Below are 22,637 nucleotides of genomic sequence, written 5' to 3'. Positions count from 1 at the left end.
ACCGTGACTGTCACCGACCTGGTGTCGTACGAGGACGCGCTCGCGTCCTACGACCCCGTCATGGGCCTGGAGGTCCATGTCGAGCTCGGCACCAAGACCAAGATGTTCTGCGGCTGCTCCACCGAGCTCAAGCAGGACGCCAACTCCCAGACCTGCCCGGTCTGTCTCGGCCTGCCCGGCGCCCTGCCGGTCGTCAACGAGATCGGCGTCGAGTCCGCCATCAAGATCGGCCTCGCGCTGAACTGCGAGATCGCCGAGTGGTGCCGCTTCGCCCGGAAGAACTACTTCTATCCGGACATGCCGAAGAACTTCCAGACCTCCCAGTACGACGAGCCGATCGCCTACGACGGCTATCTGGACGTCCAGCTGGAGGACGGGGAGATCTTCCGGGTGCAGATCGAGCGCGCCCACATGGAGGAGGACACCGGCAAGTCGACCCACGTCGGCGGTGCCACCGGCCGTATCCACGGCGCGTCCCACTCCCTGCTCGACTACAACCGCGCGGGCATCCCGCTCATCGAGATCGTCACCAAGCCGATCGAGGGCGCCGGCGCACGCGCCCCCGAGGTCGCCAAGGCGTACGTCGCCGAGCTCCGCGAGCTCATCAAGGCGCTCGGCGTCTCGGAGGCCCGCATGGAGATGGGCCAGATGCGCTGCGACGTCAACCTGTCGCTGCGTCCCAACGGCACCGAGACCTTCGGTACGCGCTCCGAGACGAAGAACGTGAACTCGCTGCGTTCCGTCGAGCGCGCCGCCCGCTTCGAGATCCAGCGCCACGCCGCGGTGCTGTCCTCCGGCGGCACGATCGTGCAGGAGACCCGGCACTTCCACGAGGAGGACGGCTCGACCACGGCCGGCCGCATCAAGGACAACGCCGAGGACTACCGCTACTTCCCCGAGCCCGACCTGGTACCGGTCGCCCCGGCCCGCGAGTGGGTCGAGGAGCTGCGCAAGGGCCTCCCCGAGCTGCCCCGGCTGCGCCGGGCGCGGCTCAAGGAGGAGTGGGGTGTCTCCGAACACGACATGCAGTCCATCCTCAACGCCGGCGCGGTCGACCTGATCGTCGCCACGACCGACGCGGGCGCCCCCTCGGACCAGGCCCGCAAGTGGTGGATGGGCGAGCTGGCCCGCAACGCCAACGAGACCGGCCGCGGCCTCGACGAGCTGCCGATCACCCCGGCGCAGGTCGCCCGGGTGGCCGCGCTCGTCGCCTCGGGCGACCTCAACGACAAGCTGGCCCGCCAGGTCATCGAGGGCGTCCTCGCGGGCGAGGGCGACCCGGACACCGTCGTCGAGAAGCGCGGCCTCAAGGTCGTCTCCGACGAGGGCGCGCTGTCCACCGCCGTCGACGAGGCCATCGCGGGCAACGCGGCCATCGCGGACAAGATCCGCGGCGGCAAGGTCGCGGCGGCGGGCGCGCTCGTCGGCGCGGTCATGAAGGCCACCCGCGGCCAGGCGGACGCGGCCCGGGTGCGCGAGCTGATCCTGGAGAAGCTCGGCGTCGAGGGCTGAGCCACCAGGCCGTACGTCCCAGGAGGGGCGGTGCACCCGCGAGCCGGGCGCACCGCCCCTTCGGCAGCTCAGGCGGTGTTGGACTTCCCGTACGACCTGTTGGACGTTCACCACGGAGCCGTACGGAATCCTTCCGCGCGCCACCCGGCTTGATTAGTTTCCCGGCTGTACGACAGGACTCGGGAGGCTCAACTTGACCACGGACATTTCACGGCGACGGCTCTTCGCGCTCGGCGGCGGCGCACTCGGCGCCGCGGCAGCGGGGTCGCTGCTGCCGCCGTCGCTGCAGGCCGCGATCGCCGCGCAGCCGGCGCACTCGGCGGGGTCCGGAGGCCGCGACGGGCTCGGAGCCATCAAGCACGTGGTGATCCTCATGCAGGAGAACCGTTCCTTCGACCACTACTTCGGGACGCTCCGGGGCGTACGCGGCTTCGGTGACCGCAACGCCGTCGAGCTGCCCTCGGGCAAGCCGGTCTTCGAGCAGCCCGCGGCGGCGGGCACCTCCGTGCTGCCGTTCCCGGTGCGCGACGCCGCCGAGACGCAGAAGAAGGACCTCCAGTACATCGGCGCGCTCGACCACTCCTGGAGCGGTGGCGGCAAGGCGTGGGCCGGCGGCTGGATGAACGGCTGGGTGACCGCGAAGACGGCCGCCACCATGGCGTACTACGACCGCCGCGACATCCCGCTGCACTACGAACTCGCCGACACCTTCACCGTCTGCGACGCCTACCACTCCTCCATCCACTCCTCGACCAGTCCCAACCGCAACCACCTGTGGAGCGGCAAGACGGGCAACGAGCCCAACGGCAAGCGGGCCGTCGGCAACGACGCGTACGACGAGGGCACCCACCCCGGCTACGACTGGGGCACCTACGCGGAGCGGCTGGACCGGGCCGGGCACAGCTGGCGCACGTACACCGAGTGGGAGAACTTCACCGACAACCAGATCGAGTTCTTCGCCACCTTCAAGGCGATCGCCCGCAAGGCGCTGGCCAGGACCGACGGCCACACGTACATGGAGTCGTTCTACTCCGCGGTGCGGGACGCGGACGCGGCGGAGCGGGAGCGGCTGTTCGGCCTCCTGGAGCAGGGCGTCGCCACCCTGAACAAGACCGAGCGCCGCCTCTTCGAGAGGGCGCTGCGCCGGGTGGAGACGGGCACGCTGGCCGACGAGTTCGCCAAGGACGTGGCGGCGGGCACCCTGCCCGAGGTCTCCTACCTGGTGCCCTCCGCCGTCGACTCCGAGCACCCGAGCGTCTCCTCGCCGATCCACAGCGCGACGATCGTCTACAAGGTCCTGGACGCGCTGGGCAAGCACCCCGATGTGTGGCGGCACACCGCGGTCTTCATCAACTACGACGAGAACGACGGCTTCTTCGACCACGTGCCGCCGCCGGTCCCCTCGCCCGAGGTGACCGAGGAGCAGTGGGAGGGCAAGCCCACCGGACTCGGCATGCGGGTGCCGATGCTCGTGGTGTCGCCGTGGACCATCGGCGGCTACGTCTGCTCCGAGGTCTTCGACCACACCTCCGTGATCCGCTTCCTGGAGCGCTGGACCGGGGTGAAGGAACCCAACATCGGCCATTGGCGGCGCACCGTCACCGGCGACCTGACCTCGGCCTTCGACTTCACGCGCACCCGCCGCCGCCCCGAGGTGGAACAGCCGGGCGCCATCCCGCCGTTCAGCGGCCGCTGGGCGCCGAAGCCGCCCCTCGTGCAGCAGATGCCCGAGCAGGAGCCCGGCGCCCGCCCGGCCCGCGCGCTGCCGTACCAGCCGGACGCGCAGGCGAGGCTGGTGAACGGCACGGTACGGGTGGCCCTGAGCAACACCGGCCGCTCCTCGGCGCACTTCGCGCTGTACCCGTACGCGGGCGAGTTCCCCGCGCCGCAGCACCGGGACGTGAAGGGCACGGCGCAGTGGACGGTGCCGGTCACCGGGGCGGCGTACCGGTTCACCGTGACGGGTCCGAACGGCTTCCGCCGCGAGTTCGCCGGGGCCGCGAAGAACGGCGCCCCGGCCGAGGTCGCCTCGCGGGTCGACGCCCATGAGCGCGACCTCCACCTCACGCTGCGCAACACGGGCCGCACCACGCTCACCTTCACCGTGCGCCCGCTCGGCTACGTGGACGAGGCGGACCTGCGCGACTGGACCCGGACCGTCAGGGTCAAGCCGGGGCGCAGCCGTACGGTGGTGCACTCGGCGTCCGACGCGCACGGCTGGTACGACCTGGCCGTCACCGTCGACGGGGACGACGTCTTCCGCCGCCGGCTGATGGGGCACATCGAGAACGGCCGCGCGAGCGTCTCGGGCTGACGGCCCGCCCGACAGGCCCTCCGCGGGGGAGTCCGGTGCCCGCCGGAACCACGGCGGCGCGGCCCACGTGTCCCTGATCATGAACGAACTGATCGAGAAGTGGGACGGAGTCACGGCGGGCGCCGCCCCCGAGGAGGCGGACCCCGTCGTCCTGGAGTGCGCCCGCCTGCTCGCCGCCGAACCGGACGGCGGGCAGGCGGTCCTGCTGGTCTTCGGGCTGGTGCACATGGCGCCGTACGTCCTCGGGCGGCGCGGCGCGGCCGTCGAGCGGGCCGTGGTGGCCGCGCTGGGCGCCGCCGCCGACGCGCTGGACGAGCGGGGCCTTCGGGCCGGCGGGTGCGGGCACGCGGACCATCCGTACACCGACAGCCTGGAGGAGTGGGACACGGACGTGGACGGACTGTCCGACGCGCCCGACATCGAGGTTCCGTTCGACGAGTGGGACGGGGCCGATGCCTGCCCCCGCAATGCCGCCGGATGGGCGCGGACGGCCGCCGACGTGATCCTGCCGGGCAGCACGGACGGCATCCCCGAGATCGTCCCCGAAGACCATCAGAGGTACATCCGCAGCCTGGGCAGTGTGCTCAACGACTATCCGAACGGTGAACCGCTCTGGGACCTGGAGATCCACGCCGTACCGCCCGGCGATCCCACCCGGGCCGCTCTCGCCGGCTATGTCGTCGTCGCCCATGCGAACTGCTGGTACGCGGGATCGGGCCGGATCAGACAGCGGTCGCTGCTCGACGACATGATCGGGGGCCTGGAGTCCGTACTGCCGCTGCTGCCGGACGGGGCCTGCGCGCACGGGGACGGCGAGCACCCGGCACTGGGCTCCGGCAGCGACCAGCAGGCAGCCGAGGGCATCCACCTGCAGAGCCCCGGCGGCCGTGCCGTCCTGCGTCAGGAGCACGCGGACGGATACGGGGCCCCGCTGGAGGCATGGACGTGCCCCGCCTTCCTGCGCGCCCTCGCCGTCGAGGCCCGCGACCATCTGCGCGAAGCGGTCGAGCGGCTCTTCGGCACCCGGGAGACGGCACATCTGGACCGGGTGTACCTGCGCCCCGACGGCCGGCTCGACATCGACTCGCTGAGCGCGCGGCACGCCCCGTTCCAGGACGGGACGGCCTCCGAGGAGGCGGCGCTCTGGGCGGCCCGGCGCTACCAGCGGCTCGGCCCGGACGGGCCCGCCCCCGAGCGCACCGTCCTGCTGCTCCTGATGGGCACGGCGGCCGACTCCCTGGAGCTGTCGTACGGAATCGCCCGCGAGATGCTCGGCATCCTCCGTACCGCTGCCACCACCCTGCCCGGCGGCGCCTGCGACCACGCGGACGGCCATGCGCCCGGCCGTGAACGCGCGTCCGACCGCTTGGTACGCATCGTGCGCCTCTACGCCCCCGGGACGTGCCCCGCCCCCGGCGCGGACTCCGGCCAGGGCTTCGGGAGCGAGCCGCTGACCTGCCCCGTCCATCTGGCGGAGGTCGCGAGGAAGGGCATCGCGCAGATCGAGGAGCAGTTCGAGGACGAACTGGAGGCGGAGGAACAACGAGCCGGGTGAGACGGCCGGACCGCCGTCGCGGAGGGGGCCGCGGCGCCCCCTTCCGCACCTGTTGTGAGTAAGGCCACGAAAGAGACAAAGGATCATATTCGGCTGCCAGAGTGACAGTTCTCAGGTCATGCGTTCTTCGCGGCAGATCCATGTTCCATGCTGCCCGGGGACCACGAACCAGCAGGGAGCACGTCCGTTGGCTGCCATCGCCCGCTGGTGCATCAGGCACCGTCTCATCGCCGTTCTCCTCTGGCTGCTCGCCCTCGGCGGCACGGCCACCGCGGCGGTCCTCGCGGGTTCCGCGTACTCCAACGACTACGAGGTGCCCGGTACGGAGTCCGGCCGGGCCGCCGATCTCCTCAGGAACGGCTTCACGGACCTCGGCGGTGACACCGACACCATCGTCTGGCACACCTCCGACTCCACCGTGCGGGCCGACGACGTCCGCCAGACGATGACCCGGACCCTGCACGCCGTCGAGGAACTGCCCGGGGTCGGCGCGGTCACCGGCCCGTACGGGGCGTCCGGCACCGCGCAGATCAGCGGCGACGGACACACCGCCTACGCCTCGATCACCTTCGACCAGCGGGTCGAGGACATCCCGGCGCAGCAGGTCGGGGCCGTCGTCGACACCGCGCGAGCGGCCGCCGGGGACCATCTCCAGGTGGAGCTGGGCGGCCCCGCCGTCGCCCTCACCGAGGCGCCCTCCGCCCATCTCAGCGAGGTCGTCGGGGTCCTCGTCGCGGCGGTCGTCCTGTTCCTCGCCTTCGGCTCGTTCGCCGCCAGCATGCTGCCCATCGCCACGGCGCTGGTCTCCGTCGGCACCGCCTACGCGGGCACCGTGCTGCTCGGCCATCTGATGACGGTGGCCGACTTCGCCCCCATGCTGGGCATGCTGATAGGGCTCGGCGTCGGCATCGACTACGCCCTGTTCATCGTCACCCGGCACCGCAGAGGGCTGCGCGGGGGCCTCTCCGTCACCGAGGCCGCGCAGAACGCCGTCGCGACGACCGGCCGCGCGGTGGTCTTCGCCGGGGCCACCGTCTGCGTCGCGCTGCTCGGCATGCTGATCCTGCGGCTCGGGTTCCTCAACGGGGTGGCGATCGCCGCCTCGCTCACCGTCGTCCTGACCGTGGCCGCCTCGGTGACCCTGCTCCCGGCCCTGCTGTCGTTCATCGGCCCCCGGGCGCTGAGCAGGCGCGAGCGCCGGCGGCTCGCCGAGCACGGCCCGCAGCCCGAGGTGCCCACCGGCTTCGCCGCCCGCTGGTCCGCCTTCGTCGAACGCCACCCCAAACTGCTCGGGGCGCTGGCCGCCGTGGTGATGCTGGTACTGGCGCTGCCCACCTTCTCCCTCCACCTGGGCACCTCCGACCAGGGCAACAACCCCGCCACGTCGACCACCAGGAAGGCGTACGACCTGCTGGCGGACGGATTCGGCCCCGGCGTCAACGGGCCTCTGACGATCGCCGCGCAGCTGGACGGCGCGGACGACCGGCTCGCCATGGACGGACTGCCCGCCGCGCTGCGGTCCACCGAGGGCGTGGCCTCGGTCGGCCCGGTCACGTACAACAGCGGCGGCGACACGGCCTTCGTCACCGTCGTACCGACGTCCTCGCCGCAGTCCCGGCAGACCAGCGAACTCGTGGACCGGCTGCGCACCGAGGTGCTGCCGCGGGCCGAGCAGAACACCTCGCTGCGGGCCCACGTCGGGGGAGTGACCGCCGGCTACGACGACTTCGCCCGGATCATCGTCGGCAAGCTGCCGCTCTTCGTCGGTGTGGTCATAGGGCTCGGCTGTCTGCTCCTGCTGCTGGCCTTCCGGTCGATCGGCATTCCGCTGAAGGCCGCGGCGATGAACGTGGCCGCCGTCGCCTCCTCGTTCGGGGTCGTCGTCGCGATCTTCCAGTGGGGGTGGGGCAGCGAACTGCTCGGGCTCGGAAGCGCGGGTCCCGTCGAACCCTTCCTGCCGGTGATCATGGTGTCCGTGCTCTTCGGGCTGTCGATGGACTACCAGGTGTTCCTGGTGGGGCGGATGTACGAGGAGTGGCTGGAGACCGGGGACAACCGGCGGGCCGTCCGGGTGGGCCTCGCCGAGACCGGCCGGGTGATCAACTCCGCGGCCGTGATCATGATCTCGGTCTTCCTCGCGTTCGTGCTCAGCGGGGACCGGGTCATCGCCATGTTCGGCATCGCGCTCGCCGCGGCCGTCCTGCTGGACGCCTTCGTCCTGCGCACGCTGCTGGTCCCGGCGCTGATGCATCTGCTGGGCGGGGCGAACTGGTGGCTGCCGCGCCGACTGGACCGGCTGCTGCCGCGGATCAGCATCGAGCCTCCCGAATCCGGATCCGGGCCGCCGCGTGCGAAGATCCCGCAGGCGGCGCGGCCCGCGCATGCGGTGGAAGCGGTTCGAGAAGGAGCATGATGTTCGCGGTATCCCTGGGTGACGACGGAGCGGAACTGCGGCCGCTGGAGACCTGGCAGGCGCAGGAGTTCCTCGACCACATGGACCGGGCCCGGGAGTCCGTCGATCCATGGATCCCCTTCGCCTCCTTCGCCACCGACCTGGACTCGGCGCGCGCACTGCTGCGGAAGTACGCGGACAGGCAGGCGGCGGACACGGGCCGGATCTACGGCATCTGGCTGGAGGACACGCTCGTCGGCGGAGTCATGTTCCCGGTCTTCGACGCGGAGTCGGGAAACTGCGAGATCGGCTGCTGGCTGGAACCGGCGGGCCAGGGGCGCGGTCTGATCACCCGGGCGGCCCGCGAGCTCATCGACTGGGCCTTCCGGGTGCGCGGGATGTACCGCGTGGAGTGGGACGCGTCCGCCGCGAACACCGCCAGCATCGCGGTGGCCGAGCGGCTCGGCATGACGCGCGACGGGGTGCTGCGGCAGAACTATCTGTACCGGGGCGAGCGGCACGACTCGGAGATCTGGTCGTTGCTGGCCCCGGAGTGGCGGGCCCGCCGGTCCTGAGACCGGCCCCTACTCCCCGGGACCGAAGCTGGCGGGTGCGTACTTGCTCTGGTGCTCGCGGTACGAGCGGGCGAGGTGGTGCTGGAGCCGGATGTGGCGGAACTGGTACACCGCACCGGTCTGGCGCAGCACGCCCCGGCGGTAGGCGTCGTCCAGGAAGGCCACGGGATCCCAGGGCAGCCTGCCGGTCAGGGGCAGCCAGACCCGCGACAGGACCAGCCACCGCCCCCAGGCGGTGAACGAGAGCGCGTACGAGCACGCGCCGCCGAGCCCGCCCACCGCGCCGATGGCCAGCCCGTCCGGCAGCTGCCAGACCAGCGTTCCCAGCAGCCCCTGGAGGAGACCGGTGATCAGGAAGCCTCCGAGGGTGATCGCGAGGGTGAGCATCGGCACCAGGACGAGGACCTGCCGGGCCACCGTCGCACGGTTCGAGGCCAGCAGGCCGGCCGGGGTGGCCGCCGATGCGACGTCCAGCGGCGCCTCGAACGCGGCCATGAGCCCGAAGACGAGTCCGGCACCTGCCCCGAAGATCAGCCCGAGCACCAGCATGTTGATCAGCGTGCCCTTGATCACCAGTTCGTTCGCGAGCGGAACCCCGTAGTACAGCCAGCGCTGGAGGGCGAGGGCGCACGCGCACCCGACACCCATCACGAATCCGCCCGGCAGAACGGCACCGAACCGGGCGATGAACGTGCGGACCGGTCTGTGACCGATCCCGGTGCCCGCACCGGGCAGCCGCAGCCGCACATGGGCCGGTTCGAAGGCCGCGGTGCCGAACCGGGCCAGGATCGCGTGGACGCACCCGAAGGCGAGGCCCGCGGCACTCCCCAGCGAACCGCCCAGCAGGAGGGCCTCGCCGACTGTGAACGGCAGGTTGACCAGATCGACGAACCACTGGGCGAGGGCGACACAGAGCGCCGACGCCACCACCACCGACAGCAGGCGGGTGGACAGCCGCAGCGAATCGCCGATCCGCCACCAGGCGAGGTCCTGCTGGTCGCGGTCGAGCCGGGCCAGGTGGTGGGCGAGATAGCCGAGCCAGTGCTCGGCGCGTTCCGGGTCCCGGTGCCGCTCCGGGCGGCCCGCGGTGCTCCGCTCGGCGACGCGGCGGCGGTAGACCGTCGGCACGAAGCCGGCCAGCAGGTGTTCCTCCAGGGAGTTCTCGTCGGGGAACCGCTCGGTGTCCAGCAGCTCGGACGGATCCCTGCCCGGTGTCTCGCTGTACATCGTCCGCGCCAGGATGATCATGAGCGGGGTGCTCAGCACCCTGGCCAGAGGGGTGTCCGCGCCGCCCGACCCGGCGGACAGCCGTGCCAGGACGGGGCTCCACACCGCCTCGCCCCCGCTGTCGCCGCGGGAGACCGGGCGGGCCGTGCGGGGCAGGTAGTCGTCGAGGTCGTCGAGGGTGAGATCGGTGAGTTCCAGACCGGCGGCCCACACCAGCGGGGTGTGGGTCTCCTCGACCGCCTCGGCGAACTCGCCGCGCCGGCTGGTCAGGACGAGCGGGAGCGAGGCGGCGTTGAGCGTCTCCAGCGCGGCGCTCCGCAGCCCTTCCGCGATTTCGTCGAAGCCGTCCAGGACGGGCAGTACGAGATCGGCGTCGACCAGCGCGGCGGCCAGCGTCGATCCGCCGGACGCCCTGCGGGTGAGGTGGGGATGGTCGCGGACCAGGAGGTCGATGAGCCAGTCCCGTAAGGCGATGGCCGTGGGATCCCAGGACCCGAGGCTGAAGATCACCGGCACCCGGTCGTGCGGCTCCCGGGCCTCCAACTGGTCCAGGACGAACCTGATCGCCAGGATCGACTTGCCGGATCCGGCCCGGCCGAGCACCACCAGCCGCCCGGACAGAATCCGCCGGTAGACCTCGGCCACGCTGCCCAGATCGCCGCTCAGATCCATGTCCCGCGAGGCCGCGCCGGGCGGCAGGCGCTGGATGTTCTCCGAATGGTCGGTGAGGGATTCGGGGGCATCCCGCCAGCGCACGGGAAGCGGAAAGGGGTCGTGGACCCGGCGGTGTTCCTCCTCGCGCCGCCAGCGGCGCCGGATCTCCTTCGCCAATTCCGAGGCGGCGTCCGCGAGTTCGCTGTCGATCGGGCGCGGGGCGCGGGGTCCATATGCCTTCGGGAGGGAATTCTGTGCGGGAATCGACGAGGAAGCGGGGGCGGGCCCGGAATCCGGCTCGGCGGTGGGCGCGGGGCCGGGAACGGGTCCGTGGGCGGATTCGGGAACGGATACGGGGATTTCCGCCGGCGCTCCCGCGAGCGTGGTCGCGAGCCGCTGGCGGTCCTCCGGCCCGGCCTCCAGCGCGTCCGCCAGCAGGTTCACCGTGCCCAGCCGGTGGTCGCTGGATCTGCCCGTCTCCAGTCTGCGGATCGTACGCACGCTCACCCCGGAACGTGCCTCCAGCTGCTCCTGCGTCAGCCCCGACCGCTTGCGCAGCCGACGCAACAACGTGCCGAGCTGATCCGCCACTTCGCATCCCCTCCACCACCGAGCGCGGGCGGCGAAGAGCCTATCGTGACGACCGGTCATATATGGCCGGTCGGCTGTCCTGTCCGCCGGGCGGCGCGAACGCCACGATCGAGTGGTGCCCGGCCGGAGCGCCGACACGGGGCGGCGCTCCGCGCGGGGCATCGAGAAGCGGACGGCATCGGGAAGCGGGCGGCATCGGGGAAGCGGACGGCGCCGGGACCGGACGGGTCCCGGCGCCGGGCCAGGACCGTCACTCGTGGCCTTCCCATGTCCTGCTCCTGGCCTTCTCCTGTGACGACCGATGAGGAGTTGACATGGCCTATCGATTCTGGTGCGGCGAGTGCGGTTTCAAGACGCCGTGGCTCGCCGAATCCCGGGGTGCGCAGTGTCAGCTGGAGCACTACCTCAAACAGCATCCCGGAATTCCCGCCGGTGGCCATGTGGAGACCAACCGGAAGAACCCGGAAGGCGGCTTCGGATTTCTCGGAGTTGCGGGAGTCGCACTCCTGTTGCTGATCATCGTCGTCTCCTGTCGACGCTGACAAACGATCCGAATGCGACCGCACAACCGGAACGACCATCCAATCGAAAGGGACGGTAAAGAGAATGAGCGTGCTCGATTCGTTCGGTACAGGCGTCGCGGTGGACACGGAGAGCCCGGACGCCCCAGGTGCGGCCCGGCGGCCGCCCTCGCCGTCCCGCGGGCGCCGGCGCAGGCTGCTGCCGGTGGCGGGCCTGACCTGCCTCCTGCTGACCGCCGCCGGCACGGCGAACGCGGCCGCCGGGGCCGACGGCCCGTCGCCCGCCCCGGCCACCGGCTCCTCGGCCGCCGCCGCCCAGACCCCGGCCGAGATCCTTCAGGCCGGGGCCCAGCAGGGGGTCGCCGACGGGTACCCCGGCGTGATCGGCATGGTCCGGAAGGGCGACAGCACCCAGTACGTGCACGCGGGGGTCGGCGACCGTGCGACCAAGGTGCCGGCGGACCCGAAGGCGATGTTCCGGATCGGCAGCAACACCAAGGCGTTCATCTCCACCGTGCTGCTCCAGCTGGAGGGCGAGAAGAAGCTCTCGCTGGACGACACCGTCGACCGGTGGCTGCCGGGAGCGGTCGCCGCCAACGGATACGACGGCTCGAAGATCACGATCCGTCAGCTGCTCAACCACACCTCTGGTCTGCCCGACTACCTCAGCGCCGTGCAGATCAACGGGCCGTACTTCCTCAACATCAACCCGAGGGGGGTCTACCCGCCGCAGAACCTGGTCGACGTCGCCCTCGGCATGCGCGCGCCGACGAGCACGCCGGGCGAGAAGTTCGGTTACTCCAACACCAACTACGCGCTCGCGGGCATGGTGATCAAGGCCGTCACCGGTTCGGAACCGGCCACGGAGGTGCAGCGGCGCATCATCGAACCGCTCGGTCTGCACGACACCGGCTTCCCCACCGCCGACCCCGCGCTCTACGGCAACCATCTGCACGGCTACGTGCTCCGGGCGATCCTCATCGACGACGCCACGGTCTCCAACGTGCAGGTCAGCGGGACCGCCGGTGCCATGGTGTCGACCATGGACGACCTGGCCACGTTCTCCCGGGCCCTGATGACCGGGAAGCTTCTGGAGCCCGCGCAGATGGCCGAGCTCAAGACCGCCGTCCCGGTCAACGACGAGGCCGGATACGGGCTGGGCATCGAACATGTGAAGCTGCCCTGCGGGAAGTGGGCCTGGGGGCACAACGGCGCGGTGCTCGGTTACTTCAGCGAGTGGCTGAGCAGTGAGGACGGCACCGAACAGGCGCTGCACGCGAACAACGAGTTCCACATGCTCGCCGGAACTCCGGGACAGGCCCACACGGGCAAGGCCATGACGGACGCGTTCTGCGCGCTCTGAGGACCGCGACCGGAAGGGCGGGGGCCGGCCCCGGCCGCCCCGCCCGTCCGGGCAGGCCGCCCGCACTCGGAGAGGACACCCGATGAAAACACCGCTGACCGCCCGGTGGACACGTGCGCGGACGGCTGTCGCCGCCGCGCTGGCCATGGCCGCGACCCTCGCGACCCCGCTCGCGCACGCCGAGGGCGCCGCCCCTCCGGTGCTGTCCGACGGATTCGGCCTGACCCAGGTCGCCGGGGGCACCGAGGTGCACTCGGACAACGACTTCACCATCACCGTGACCACCCCGCAGGTGACGGGGGAGCACCGGATCCGCGTCTTCCTGCCCAGTGGCTACCGCACCGCCCCCGACAAGCGATGGCCGGTGGCGTACTTCCTGCACGGCGGCCCCGGGAACCCGGACGACGCCGCGGCCGCCCCGGCGCTGCGCTCGGACTCGATGATCACCGTCGTGCCGGACGGCGGCCGCAAGGGCTGGTACACCGACTGGCTCATGCAGAACACCGCGGAGGGCGCGGCGAACTGGGAGACCTTCCACCTGAAGCAGGTCGTCCCCTTCATCGACGCCAACCTGCGCACCCTCGCCGACAAGGACCACCGGGCCGTCGTCGGCCTGTCGATGGGAGGCTTCGGCGCCCTGCACTACGGCGAGGCCCGGCCCGATCTCTTCGGCCATGTCGCCTCGCTGTCCGGCGGCATCGACTTCGGCATGGCGGAGGTCCGCGCGGCGGTCCTGGCCACGGAACTCAACGTCACGGGCGCCTGGTGCGCCGCGAGCACCTCCAGCCCGTCCGGCACCGGCCGGTGCACCGGGTACGGACCTGTCGTCGACAGCGACGCGATCTTCGGCTCCCCCTATCCGGTCCTGGACGCGGACCGGATCTGGAAGGCGGTCGACCCCGCCGCCCCCGCCAACCTGGCCGAGCTCACCGGGGCCGAGGTCACGCTCTACTCCGGCGACAACGACCTGATCGACCACTTCACCGCGATCGCCGCCAGGAACGTCAAGTCCCGCATGGACAGGCTCGGTCTGCCCAGCCGCCTGGTCGACTACGGCGACGGGTCGGCACTGGCTCCCGGCTGCGACGGCGGCCACGACTACGGCTGCTGGTCGGCCGCCCTCGCCGACTACGTACCCCGGCTCCAGGACTCCTTCGAGGCGAAGAGCTGACACGGCGGACGGCGCCCCGGCCATGACCCCGGCCCCGGCGGGCGCACACCCGCGGGGGCCGGGGTCCGCCCTGGACGCCGTCGCGCGGGGCATGCGTTAAGGGGGTTCTCATACGGGCCGCCTAGCGTGCGCAACATGAACCCCAGGACCCCCACTGACCCCATCGCTCCCGCCGACTCCACAGCAGCCGAAGTATCCGCCGATGCAGCCGGTGCCTCCGGTGCCTCCGGTGCTTCCGGTGCCGAGGAGGCCGTGACCGAGAGGGCCGCGGCCGAGGACCCCTCGTACGACCTGGAGAAGACCACCGGGGACGCGACCACGGAGGCCGCGGCCGAGGGCGGGGCCGAGAACGAGGATCTGGACGGCCTCGACGACGACCCCGACGACGACCCCGCCAAGGAGCCCTCCGGCCTCGGCGCGGCCGCCGCAGCCGTGGTCGCGGCCGCTCTCGGCGTCGTCGCGCTCACCGGGTCCTGGACCGGAAAGGTCGCCGCCGAGCGCGAGACCCTGATCGGCCAGATCAAGACCTCGGGCGGCTCCAGCGCGGCCCAGCAGATCTCCGAGATCTACGGTGACGCCTGGCACTCCACCGCCCTGGTCGACGGGCTCTTCGCCCTGCTCGCCCTGCTGGTCGGCATCTTCGCCCTGGTCCGTCCGGCCTTCGGCGTGGCCCCCGCGCAACCGCAGCCCGGCTGGGTCCGTGCCGTCGCGACCGCCGGCATCGCGCTCGGCGTCCTCGGCCTGCTGCTCTCCGTCGGCATGTACTTCGACCTCGTCGTCGCGCTGCCGACCGCGACCGCCGCCCGGTAGCCACGACGGCCCGAGGACCGTCCTGTAGGGCATCCGGCGCGAGGCCCTAGGGCACCCGGTCCCAGGAAGATGCGGATCTTGCCCGATGTGGTGACACCCCCTGGGGGACGACAGTCGGGGCACGGCGGAAATCCTGCCGCCCCGGCCCGGACGGGCCGTCGTCCCCAGGGAGAAGCACATGTACGCGTATCAACTCCACGAACTGCGCGCCGCCGAACTGCACCGCCGGGCCGAGCGGGACCGGCTCGTCCGGGAGGCCCTTCGCGCCCGCCGGGCCGCCCGCCGGACCGCCCGGCGCTCCGGGCGCAAGGAGGCCGAGGGGCCGGTGAGCACCGACCGGAAGCGATTCGCCCGCGCCGCGTGAAGGCCGTGCCACGATGCCCGATGAACCGGCGCCCGATGAACCGGCCCCCGCCGGGTCAGTGCCCGTCGAGTCACTGCCTGCCCGGCCGTTGCCCGCAGCGGCGGTGGCCGGCCGCCCGGCTCCGGGGCCCGCGCGGCCCGGACCGTATGCGATGCTCGGCGGCGTGGAGAACAGGTCCGTCAGTCCCGTGTTCGTCGGCCGCGAGGGCGAGTTCGCCTCGCTCGTCGATGCGCTCGCCCGCGCACAGGGCGCCGGTGGCTCGGGCGGGACCGGCGGCGCCGACGCTCCCGGCGAGCCACAGGCGCTGCTCATGGGCGGTGAGGCGGGAGTCGGCAAGACCCGGCTGGTCGAGGAGTTCCTCGCGGCGGCGGCACGCCGCGACGCGGTCGTCGCGGTCGGCGGCTGTGTCGAGATCGGCGCGGACGGGCTGCCCTACGCCCCGTTCTCCACCGCGCTGCGGGCCCTGCGCCGCACCCTGCCCGACGAGGTCGCCGCGGCCTGCGCCGGGCAGGAGGGCGAGCTGGCCCGGCTGCTCCCCGAACTCGGCGAGGCCGACCGGGACGCCACCGACGAACACAGCACCGCCCGCCTCTTCGAGCTCACCGCCAGACTCCTGGAACGCATCTCCGCCGCGCGGACCGTCGTCCTCGTCCTCGAAGACCTGCACTGGGCCGACGCCTCTACCCGCCACCTCCTCGCCTACCTCTTCCGCACCGTGCGCAACGGCCGCCTCGTGGTGATCGGCACCTACCGGTCGGACGACATCCACCGCCGCCACCCCTTGCGCCCCCTCCTCGCCGAGCTCGACCGGCTGCGTACCGTCCGCCGGATCGAACTCGCCCGCTTCACCCGCGCCGAGGTCAGCCGCCAGCTCACCGGAATCCTCGCCGCCACCCCCGAGGCCGCCCTGGTGGACGAGATCTTCGAACGCTCCGACGGCAACGCCTTCTTCGTCGAGGAACTCGCGTGCAGCCTGGAGAGCGGTGACCACTCCCGGCTCTCCGACTCCCTGCGCGACCTGTTGCTCGTACGCGTCGAGGCGCTCCCCGACGACGCCCAGCAGATCGCGCGGATCGTCGCCGAGGGCGGCTCCACGGTGGAGTACGGACTGCTGGCCGCGGTCGCCCGGCTGACCGAGGACGCACTCATCGAGGCGCTGCGCGCGGCCGTCGGCGCCAACCTGCTGCTCACCACCCCGGAGGGCAACGGCTACCGCTTCCGGCACTCCCTGGTCCGCGAGGCCGTCAGCGACGACCTGCTGCCCGGCGAACGCTCCCGGCTCAACCGCCGCTACGCCGAGGCCCTGGAGGCCGACCCCACCCTCGTCCGCGCCGGGGAGCGTGCCACCCGCCTCGCCAGCTACTGGTACGGCGCACACGACGCGGCCAAGGCCCTGCCCGCCGTGCTGAAGGCCTCCGTCGAGGCCCGCCGCCGCTACGCGTTCGCCGAGCAGCTCCGGCTGCTGGAACGGGCGATGGAGCTGTGGGACGACGTCCCCGACGACGTACGCCGCACCCTGCGGCCCATCGACTACGCCGAGAGCTACCCGGCCTGCGGCTGCGACCCCGACGCCACCCCGCTGCGCTACCTCGACCTGATGGCCGAGGCCGCCGTCGCCGCACGCTTCGGCGGGGAGCGCGAACGCGCCCTGGCCATCGCGAGGAAGGCCGTACGGGTGCTGGACGGCGAGGACGACCCGCTGCGCGCCGCCTGGTTCTGGGTCCAGCGCTCCCGGCTGATGCAGGACCTCACCCGCGGCGACGGCCGCGAGGAGCTGGACACCGCCCAGGAGCTGGTCCGCGGCCTGCCCCCGTCCGCCGTGCACGCCGACGTCCTGACGAGCGTGGCGGGATGGGGCGCCCTGCACCGCCCCGGCCCCGAGACGCTGCTCGCCGCCGACCGGGCGGTGGAGTACGCCAGGCTGGTCGGCGACGAGTACATCGAGCTGCACGCCCGACTCACCCGCGGCTGGCTCACCGCCGAGGCGGGCGGCGTCGACGAGGGCATCGCCGAGATGTACGCCGTCCGCGACCGCGCCGACGCACTGCACCTGGTCGGCGTCATGAGCCGGGCCGGCGTCAACCTCCCCTCCACCCTCGAATCGATGGGCCGCTCCCTGGAGGCCGTGGCCGCCGCGGACCACGGCATCGAGACCAGCCTCAGCCACGGCATCGTCGACATGGAGACCTGGGTCCGCTGCAACCGGGCGGCCTCGCTGTTCTCCCTGGGGCACTGGGACGAGAGCCGCGCCACCACCGACGCGGCGGACCGCGCCGCCCGGCCCGGCAAGGCCGAGGGGCTCGTGGCCTCGCGCCGTACCGAACTCGCCCTGGCCCGGGGCGACCTGCCCGAGGCCGAGCTGCAACTCGCCCTGGCCCGGCGCAGCTTCGGGTCGTGCGACCCGCAGCCCCAGCACGTCATCTCCCCGGCACGCCATGCCATGGTCCTCGCCGCGCGGCAGGGCCGCCTCAGCGAGGCACGCGCGGAGCTGGAGGCCTGCTCGGCGCAGGGGTTCCCGCCCGGCACCCAGCGGTACGCGCTGCCCCTGTTGCGCGCCGCGGCCGCCATCGAGGCCGACGCCAGGGGGCTGCCCGCCGCCGAGCCCGGCCGGCCGGCGGTCCTCGCCACCATCCGCGCCCATCTGAAGGGGCTGCCGATGCTCGTCCCCGTCTGGGCGGCCCACGGCGTGCTCATCGACGCCGAACTGGCCAGGGCGGAGGGCGAGGACACCCCCGGCCACTGGTCCCGCGCGGCGGACGCCTTCGCGCCCCTGCAGCGCCCGTACGAGCTGGCCCAGGTCCAGCACCGGTGGGCCGAGGCCCTGCTCATCGCCTCGGGGGACCGGTCCACGGCCGCCACCCTGCTGAAGGAGGCCCACGGCACTTCCGTGCGCCTCGGCGCGCGCCCGCTGACCGAGTCCATCGAGCTGCTGGCCGGACGTGCCCGGATCGCGCTCGCCGCACCGGGCAGCGGTAGCGAACCCGTGATCCCGGCCGCCGTCACCGTCCAGGACGGCACCGTCACCGCGCACACGGCCACGGACCGGGAGAGCACCGAGGACCGGCTGCGCGAGGCGGCCGCGGCCGCGGTGGAGTCCTTCGGGCTGACCCGGCGCGAACAGGATGTGCACCGGCTGGTCGCCGCGGGCCACACCAACCGCAGGATCGCCGAGGAGCTCTACATCTCGCCGAAGACCGCGAGCGTGCACGTCTCCAGCATTCTCGCCAAGCTCGGCGTCTCCAGCCGCGGCGAGGCGGCAGCCCTCGCGCACCGGCTCCGCCTGTACCCCGCCGCGACCGTCCCCTGACCCGCCCGGCCGGGCGAGCCACCCCCGCACGTCGGAAGCGGCCGCAGCGTACGCGTCGGTGTGCGCCCGCGCCTGCGTCTCGCTGATCTGACCTGACCTGACCTGACCTGACCGGAACCGGCCGGAGCTGCCGCTACGCGTCCGGAGCGTCCGCGTCCGCCTCTTGGTCCGCTTCCTGCGCCGGGTCGTGGTCGGAGCCCCGGGCCGCGTCGGAGTCCGCGTCGGCGCCCGCCTCGGAGCCCGCGCCGGACGGTCTGACGACCACCTTCCCGGAGGACAGGTCTATCGGACCGCGCCCCGGGTCGCCGACGCCGAGATCCACCCGGGTCAGCTCCAGCCGCTTCTGTTCGTCGGAGGCGTGCTTGCGGCCCGGCGCGAAGAGTTCCTCGAAGAAGTTGAACACCACCGCACGCCCTTTCACCTGCCGTAGCCGCTACCGCACCGCCAGCACCAGGATCCTGTCGTCTCCCGGCTTCGGGGTGCCACGGGTGTCCGTATTGCTCGTGACGAGCCAGAGCTTGTCGCCGCCCGCGGCGAGCACGGTGCGCAGACGGCCGTACTTCCCCTCCAGGAACGACTGCGGGGCCGCGAGAGGTTCCCGGTCGTCCCCGGACAACGGAATCCGCCAGAGGCGCTTGCCGCGCAGGCCCGCCATCCAGACGGAACCCTTGGCGAAGGCGATCCCGCTCGGGGACGCCTCGGACGTCTTCCACTGTGCCACGGGATCGATGAAACCCTTCTTCCCGGCCTTGCCCTCCACCTCCGGCCAGCCGTAGTTCCCGCCCGGCACGATCCGGTTCAGCTCGTCCCAGGTGTCCTGGCCGAATTCGGACGCCCACAACTGCTCGTGCGCGTCCCAGGTCAGCCCCTGCACATTGCGGTGTCCGTACGAATACACCACGGAGTCGGCCGCCGGGTTGCCGTGCAGCGGCTCGCCGTCCGGGGTCATCCGGAGGATCTTTCCGGCCAGCGACTTCTTGTCCTGGGCGAGGCCGTCGTCGCCGGTCTCCCCGGTGCCCGCGTAGAGCATGTGGTCGGGGCCGAAGGCGATCCGCCCGCCGTTGTGGAGGGTCCCCTTGGGGATGCCGCGCAGGATCGTGTCCGGCGCGCCCAGCAGCCTCCCGGGCGTCGTGCCGTTCTCGTCGTACTGCATGCGCGCGATGCGGTTGTCGGACGCGGTCGTGAAATAGGCGTAGATCAGATGGTCCGCGCCGTACGTGGGGGAGACCGCGAGCCCCAGCAGTCCGCCCTCACCGGCGGGCGACACCCCGGGCACCGCGCCCAGCAGCGTCTTCTTCCCGGTCTTCCCGTCGATCCGGGTGATCGTGCCCTTGTCGCGGGAGGAGACCAGCAGATCGCCGCCGGGCAGCGCCGCCAGCCCCCAGGGCGAGTCCAGGCCCTCGGTGAGCGTCGACACCACCCGCACCGAGCCCTTCGCGGGCGGCAGCTCGGGCGAGGCGGACGGCTCCGGGGCGGCGGGGGAGGAGCGGGGGACCGTCGGCGTCCCGACGCCCGCCGTACCGCCGGAGCCGCCGTCCGAGGAACACCCCGCGGTCAGCACCAGCGCGCCCGCGGCCAGCACGGCAACCGCCCCGCGGCGCGGTCCCCGGAACCGGCCCCGCGGGCCGCCGGGGCCTCCCACCGGCCCGGACGGGGCACCGCCAGATCCGAACAGAACACCGCGCACAGCACCGATCCCTTCGACGGCCACCTGATGACGACTGCTGGTCTCGCACCGCGGTCCCGCCACGGAGCTCCCGACGCCCGCCCATTCTGCCGACCGGCGCCCGAGCACGGGCGCGGATCGTCAGTCCCACGACCCCTGGGCCCGGGGCAGTCGGGTGATCTCCGCCAGATCCCGCGGGGTCAGCAGCAGCCCGGCCGCCCCGGCGTTCTCCACCGCCCACTGCTCCCGCTTCGTCCCCGGCACCGGCACCACGTGCGGCCCCTGCCGCAGCACCCAGGCCAGCGCCACCTGCGCGGCGGTGGCCCCGTGCCGCTCGGCGATCCGCCGCAGCCCCACGACCACCGGCTGGTTCGCCGCCATCATCTCCGCCGTGAACCGGGGATGCCGGGCCCGCAGATCCTCCGGTTCGAAGCCCTGCCCGGGTGTCAGCGTGCCCGTCAGATAGCCGTTCCCCAGCGGCATCGCCGCCAGCAGCCCCACCCCGCGCGCCGAGCACCACGGAAGCAGCGACTCCAGCGCCTCCGGCGACCAGACCGAGAGCTCCGCCTCCACCGCGCTGACCGGGAAGACCTGCTGCACCCGGTCCAACTGGCGGATCGTTTCGTCGTACCGGCGGGAACCCGGCCGGCGCGAGGCGCGCGCCCCGACCGCGCAGAGCCCGAGCGCCCGGACCTTTCCGGCGGTCACCAGCTCCGCCATCGCGCCCCAGGTCTCCTCCACGGGGACCTCGGGGTCGGCCCGGTGCAGCTGGTACAGATCGATCACATCGGTCTGGAGGCGGCGCAGCGAGGCGTCGCAGGCCCGCCGCACATAGCCCGGCCGGCCATTGGCCACGATGTGCTGATCCCCCACCAGCAGGCCGCACTTGGTGGAGACGAACGCGTCCGACCTGCGGCCCTTCAACGCCCTTCCCACCAGCAGCTCATTGGTGAACGGGCCGTACATGTCGGCCGTGTCGAGCAGTTGGACACCCGCGTCCAGCGCCGCGTGCACCGTACGCAACGCACGGTCACCGCGCTGCTGCGAGGCGCTGTACGCCCAGCTCATCGGCATGCAGCCGAGACCGACCGCGCCCACGGCGAGCGCCGCCGCACCAAGACTCCTGCGCTCCAACTCCCCGACCCTCCCCGGGCCCCGCCGCCGAACCGGGCCCTTGCCCCGCCGTCCACGGGACCGCACCGCACCCCAAAGTAACCTCTGCCACCCGCCGCCCCTCGCACGGCCTCCGCCGATCAAGGTCCGTGCGGCGGATCACGGGCGGAGCGCGGCCTCCGGGACGGCGCCCCGAGGCGTCGCCGAACCGTCCGGATCCGGCCCGCCGGGCAGGCCTTAACCTCCTGACCATGACGAATACCTCCGCTGTGACGAAGACACCCGACGTGACGAAGACGCCCGAGGTATGGCTGCCGTTCCCGGCCGAAGAGATCGACGGGCTTCCCGACGGACTCACCTACCGGCTGTGGGACGGCGAGCCGGACTATCCCGCGGACCCGGCCGACTGCGCCTTCTACGTCGTGCCGTACATGAAGGGCCCCGAGGTCGCGGTCCGGCCGCTCGGCGCCATGGCGGGCGTCCAGGTCGTGCAGACGCTCTCCGCGGGCATCGACCACGTCGAGCCCGCGCTCGGTCTGCTGCCGGCCGGGGCGCGGCTGTGCAACGCCAAGGGGGTCCACGAGGCGTCCACCGCGGAACTCGCCCTCGCCCTGATCCTCTCCTCCCTGCGGGGTGTGCCCGGGTTCGTCCACGGCCAGGACAAGGAGGAGTGGCGGTCCGGCTTCTATCCCGCGCTCGCCGACAAGACCGTGCTGATCGTGGGGTACGGATCGATCGGCGCCGCCATCGAGGACCGGCTCGTGCCCTTCGAGTGCGCGCGGGTGGTGCGCGTCGCGCGCTCCGCACGGACAACCGGGCGCGGCCCCGTACACCCGCTCGACGACCTGCCGGCGCTGCTGCCCGAGGCCGATGTCGTCGTGCTGTCCACCCCGCTGAACCCGTCCACGCAGGGGCTGGCCGGTGCGGAGTTCCTCGCCGCCATGCGGGACGGGGCGCTGCTCGTGAACGTCGCGCGCGGGGCCGTCGTCGACACCGGGGCGCTGCTGGCCGAGCTCCGGTCCGGCAGGCTGCGGGCCGCCCTCGACGTCACCGACCCGGAACCCCTGCCCGCCGGCCATCCTCTCTGGCATGCTCCGCATGTCCTGATCACTCCCCATGTGGGCGGCAGCACCTCGGCGTTCGAGCCGCGCGCCAAGCGGCTGCTGGCCGCGCAGCTCAGCCTGTTCGCCGCGGGAGAACCGGTGCGGAACGTGGTGCGCACCCTCGGCTGACCACGCTGCGCAGACCCGCTGTCGCACTGCGTTTCGGACAACCCGCAGGTCGTCACGGAGAGTAGAGGAACTATGTCCCTGTGTGACGAGTCTGGTGTATCGTCCGGAAAGGGGGCGCTGCGCGGTGGAAGGGACGGCGCCGGGGAGGAAGCGACACGCTAGGGGGCGACGGGCGATGTACAGCCGATGGGGGCACGATCCGACACCGCCGGAGAGCCGACGGGGGCCGGCGGGACGCCGGGTGCACGCGCGCCCGACGACACCGGGGGC

The 22,637-nt window shown here is 72.5% G+C and carries 16 protein-coding genes; 12 read left to right on the top strand and 4 right to left on the bottom strand.

Annotation, left to right across the window (positions count from 1 at the left end; all coding sequences use genetic code 11):
* Positions 1-3 precede the first annotated feature (3 nt).
* From gatB to ACFVFH_RS26810, 5 genes are all read left to right on the top strand, one after another.
* On the top strand, positions 4-1,512 hold the full coding sequence (gatB, locus tag ACFVFH_RS26830; RefSeq protein ID WP_383773117.1) for an Asp-tRNA(Asn)/Glu-tRNA(Gln) amidotransferase subunit GatB: 1,509 nt from the start codon (positions 4-6) through the stop codon (positions 1,510-1,512).
* Positions 1,513-1,705: 193 nt separating this feature from the next.
* The gene (locus tag ACFVFH_RS26825) at positions 1,706-3,826 is read left to right on the top strand and encodes a phosphocholine-specific phospholipase C (RefSeq protein ID WP_383773115.1); all 2,121 of its coding nucleotides are present in this window, start codon (positions 1,706-1,708) and stop codon (positions 3,824-3,826) included.
* A 79-nt stretch (positions 3,827-3,905) separates the two neighbouring features.
* Positions 3,906-5,381: a hypothetical protein gene (locus ACFVFH_RS26820; RefSeq protein ID WP_383773113.1), complete on the top strand. Its 1,476-nt coding sequence runs from the start codon at positions 3,906-3,908 to the stop codon at positions 5,379-5,381.
* A 187-nt stretch (positions 5,382-5,568) separates the two neighbouring features.
* Positions 5,569-7,794, top strand: a complete 2,226-nt coding sequence (locus ACFVFH_RS26815; RefSeq protein WP_383773111.1) for an MMPL family transporter — start codon at positions 5,569-5,571, stop codon at positions 7,792-7,794.
* Positions 7,794-8,348: a GNAT family N-acetyltransferase gene (locus ACFVFH_RS26810; protein WP_383773211.1), complete on the top strand. Its 555-nt coding sequence runs from the start codon at positions 7,794-7,796 to the stop codon at positions 8,346-8,348. Before ACFVFH_RS26815 ends, ACFVFH_RS26810 begins: the two co-directional genes overlap by 1 nt.
* 9 nt (positions 8,349-8,357) lie before the next feature.
* Here the strand turns inward: ACFVFH_RS26810 and ACFVFH_RS26805 are convergent, their stop codons facing one another.
* Positions 8,358-10,820 (bottom strand): helix-turn-helix domain-containing protein, encoded by a 2,463-nt coding sequence (locus ACFVFH_RS26805; RefSeq protein ID WP_383773109.1) that lies wholly within the window; start codon positions 10,818-10,820, stop codon positions 8,358-8,360.
* 314 nt (positions 10,821-11,134) lie between these two features.
* On the opposite strand from ACFVFH_RS26805, the gene ACFVFH_RS26800 reads away from it, so the two are divergent.
* From ACFVFH_RS26800 to ACFVFH_RS26775, 6 genes are all read left to right on the top strand, one after another.
* Positions 11,135-11,362 (top strand): hypothetical protein, encoded by a 228-nt coding sequence (locus tag ACFVFH_RS26800; RefSeq protein WP_383773107.1) that lies wholly within the window; start codon positions 11,135-11,137, stop codon positions 11,360-11,362.
* A gap of 64 nt (positions 11,363-11,426) precedes the next feature.
* Complete coding sequence (locus ACFVFH_RS26795) at positions 11,427-12,704, top strand: serine hydrolase domain-containing protein (protein ID WP_383773105.1); 1,278 nt, start codon at positions 11,427-11,429, stop codon at positions 12,702-12,704.
* 82 nt (positions 12,705-12,786) lie between these two features.
* Positions 12,787-13,875, top strand: coding sequence for an alpha/beta hydrolase (locus ACFVFH_RS26790; protein WP_383773103.1), 1,089 nt, complete (start codon positions 12,787-12,789; stop codon positions 13,873-13,875).
* A gap of 135 nt (positions 13,876-14,010) precedes the next feature.
* Positions 14,011-14,685, top strand: coding sequence for a hypothetical protein (locus ACFVFH_RS26785; RefSeq protein WP_383773101.1), 675 nt, complete (start codon positions 14,011-14,013; stop codon positions 14,683-14,685).
* Positions 14,686-14,863: 178 nt separating this feature from the next.
* A complete protein-coding gene (locus tag ACFVFH_RS26780; RefSeq protein WP_383773099.1) occupies positions 14,864-15,049 on the top strand; it encodes a hypothetical protein in 186 nt (61 codons plus the stop codon).
* A gap of 151 nt (positions 15,050-15,200) precedes the next feature.
* Positions 15,201-18,356 (top strand): AAA family ATPase, encoded by a 3,156-nt coding sequence (locus ACFVFH_RS26775; RefSeq protein ID WP_383773097.1) that lies wholly within the window; start codon positions 15,201-15,203, stop codon positions 18,354-18,356.
* 133 nt (positions 18,357-18,489) lie between these two features.
* On the opposite strand, the gene ACFVFH_RS26770 is transcribed toward ACFVFH_RS26775, so the two are convergent.
* The 3 genes from ACFVFH_RS26770 to ACFVFH_RS26760 all read right to left on the bottom strand — a co-directional run bounded on the left by ACFVFH_RS26770 (position 18,490) and on the right by ACFVFH_RS26760 (position 21,120).
* Entirely contained in the window at positions 18,490-18,759 is a 270-nt protein-coding gene (locus tag ACFVFH_RS26770) for a DUF6191 domain-containing protein (RefSeq protein WP_383773209.1), read from the bottom strand.
* 30 nt (positions 18,760-18,789) lie between these two features.
* Entirely contained in the window at positions 18,790-19,998 is a 1,209-nt protein-coding gene (locus ACFVFH_RS26765) for a PQQ-dependent sugar dehydrogenase (protein WP_383773207.1), read from the bottom strand.
* Between the two features lie 165 nt (positions 19,999-20,163).
* Positions 20,164-21,120: an aldo/keto reductase gene (locus ACFVFH_RS26760; RefSeq protein WP_383773205.1), complete on the bottom strand. Its 957-nt coding sequence runs from the start codon at positions 21,118-21,120 to the stop codon at positions 20,164-20,166.
* A gap of 266 nt (positions 21,121-21,386) precedes the next feature.
* Between ACFVFH_RS26760 and ACFVFH_RS26755 the strand changes: the two genes are divergently transcribed.
* Positions 21,387-22,367, top strand: a complete 981-nt coding sequence (locus ACFVFH_RS26755) for a 2-hydroxyacid dehydrogenase (protein ID WP_383773095.1) — start codon at positions 21,387-21,389, stop codon at positions 22,365-22,367.
* Positions 22,368-22,637 lie beyond the last annotated feature (270 nt).

It is taken from the genome of Streptomyces sp. NPDC057697 (assembly GCF_042799335.1).
Classification (GTDB): domain Bacteria; phylum Actinomycetota; class Actinomycetes; order Streptomycetales; family Streptomycetaceae; genus Streptomyces.
The sequence above is the reverse complement of the archived record's forward strand: the minus strand, read 5'-3'. Positions and strand labels throughout refer to the sequence as shown.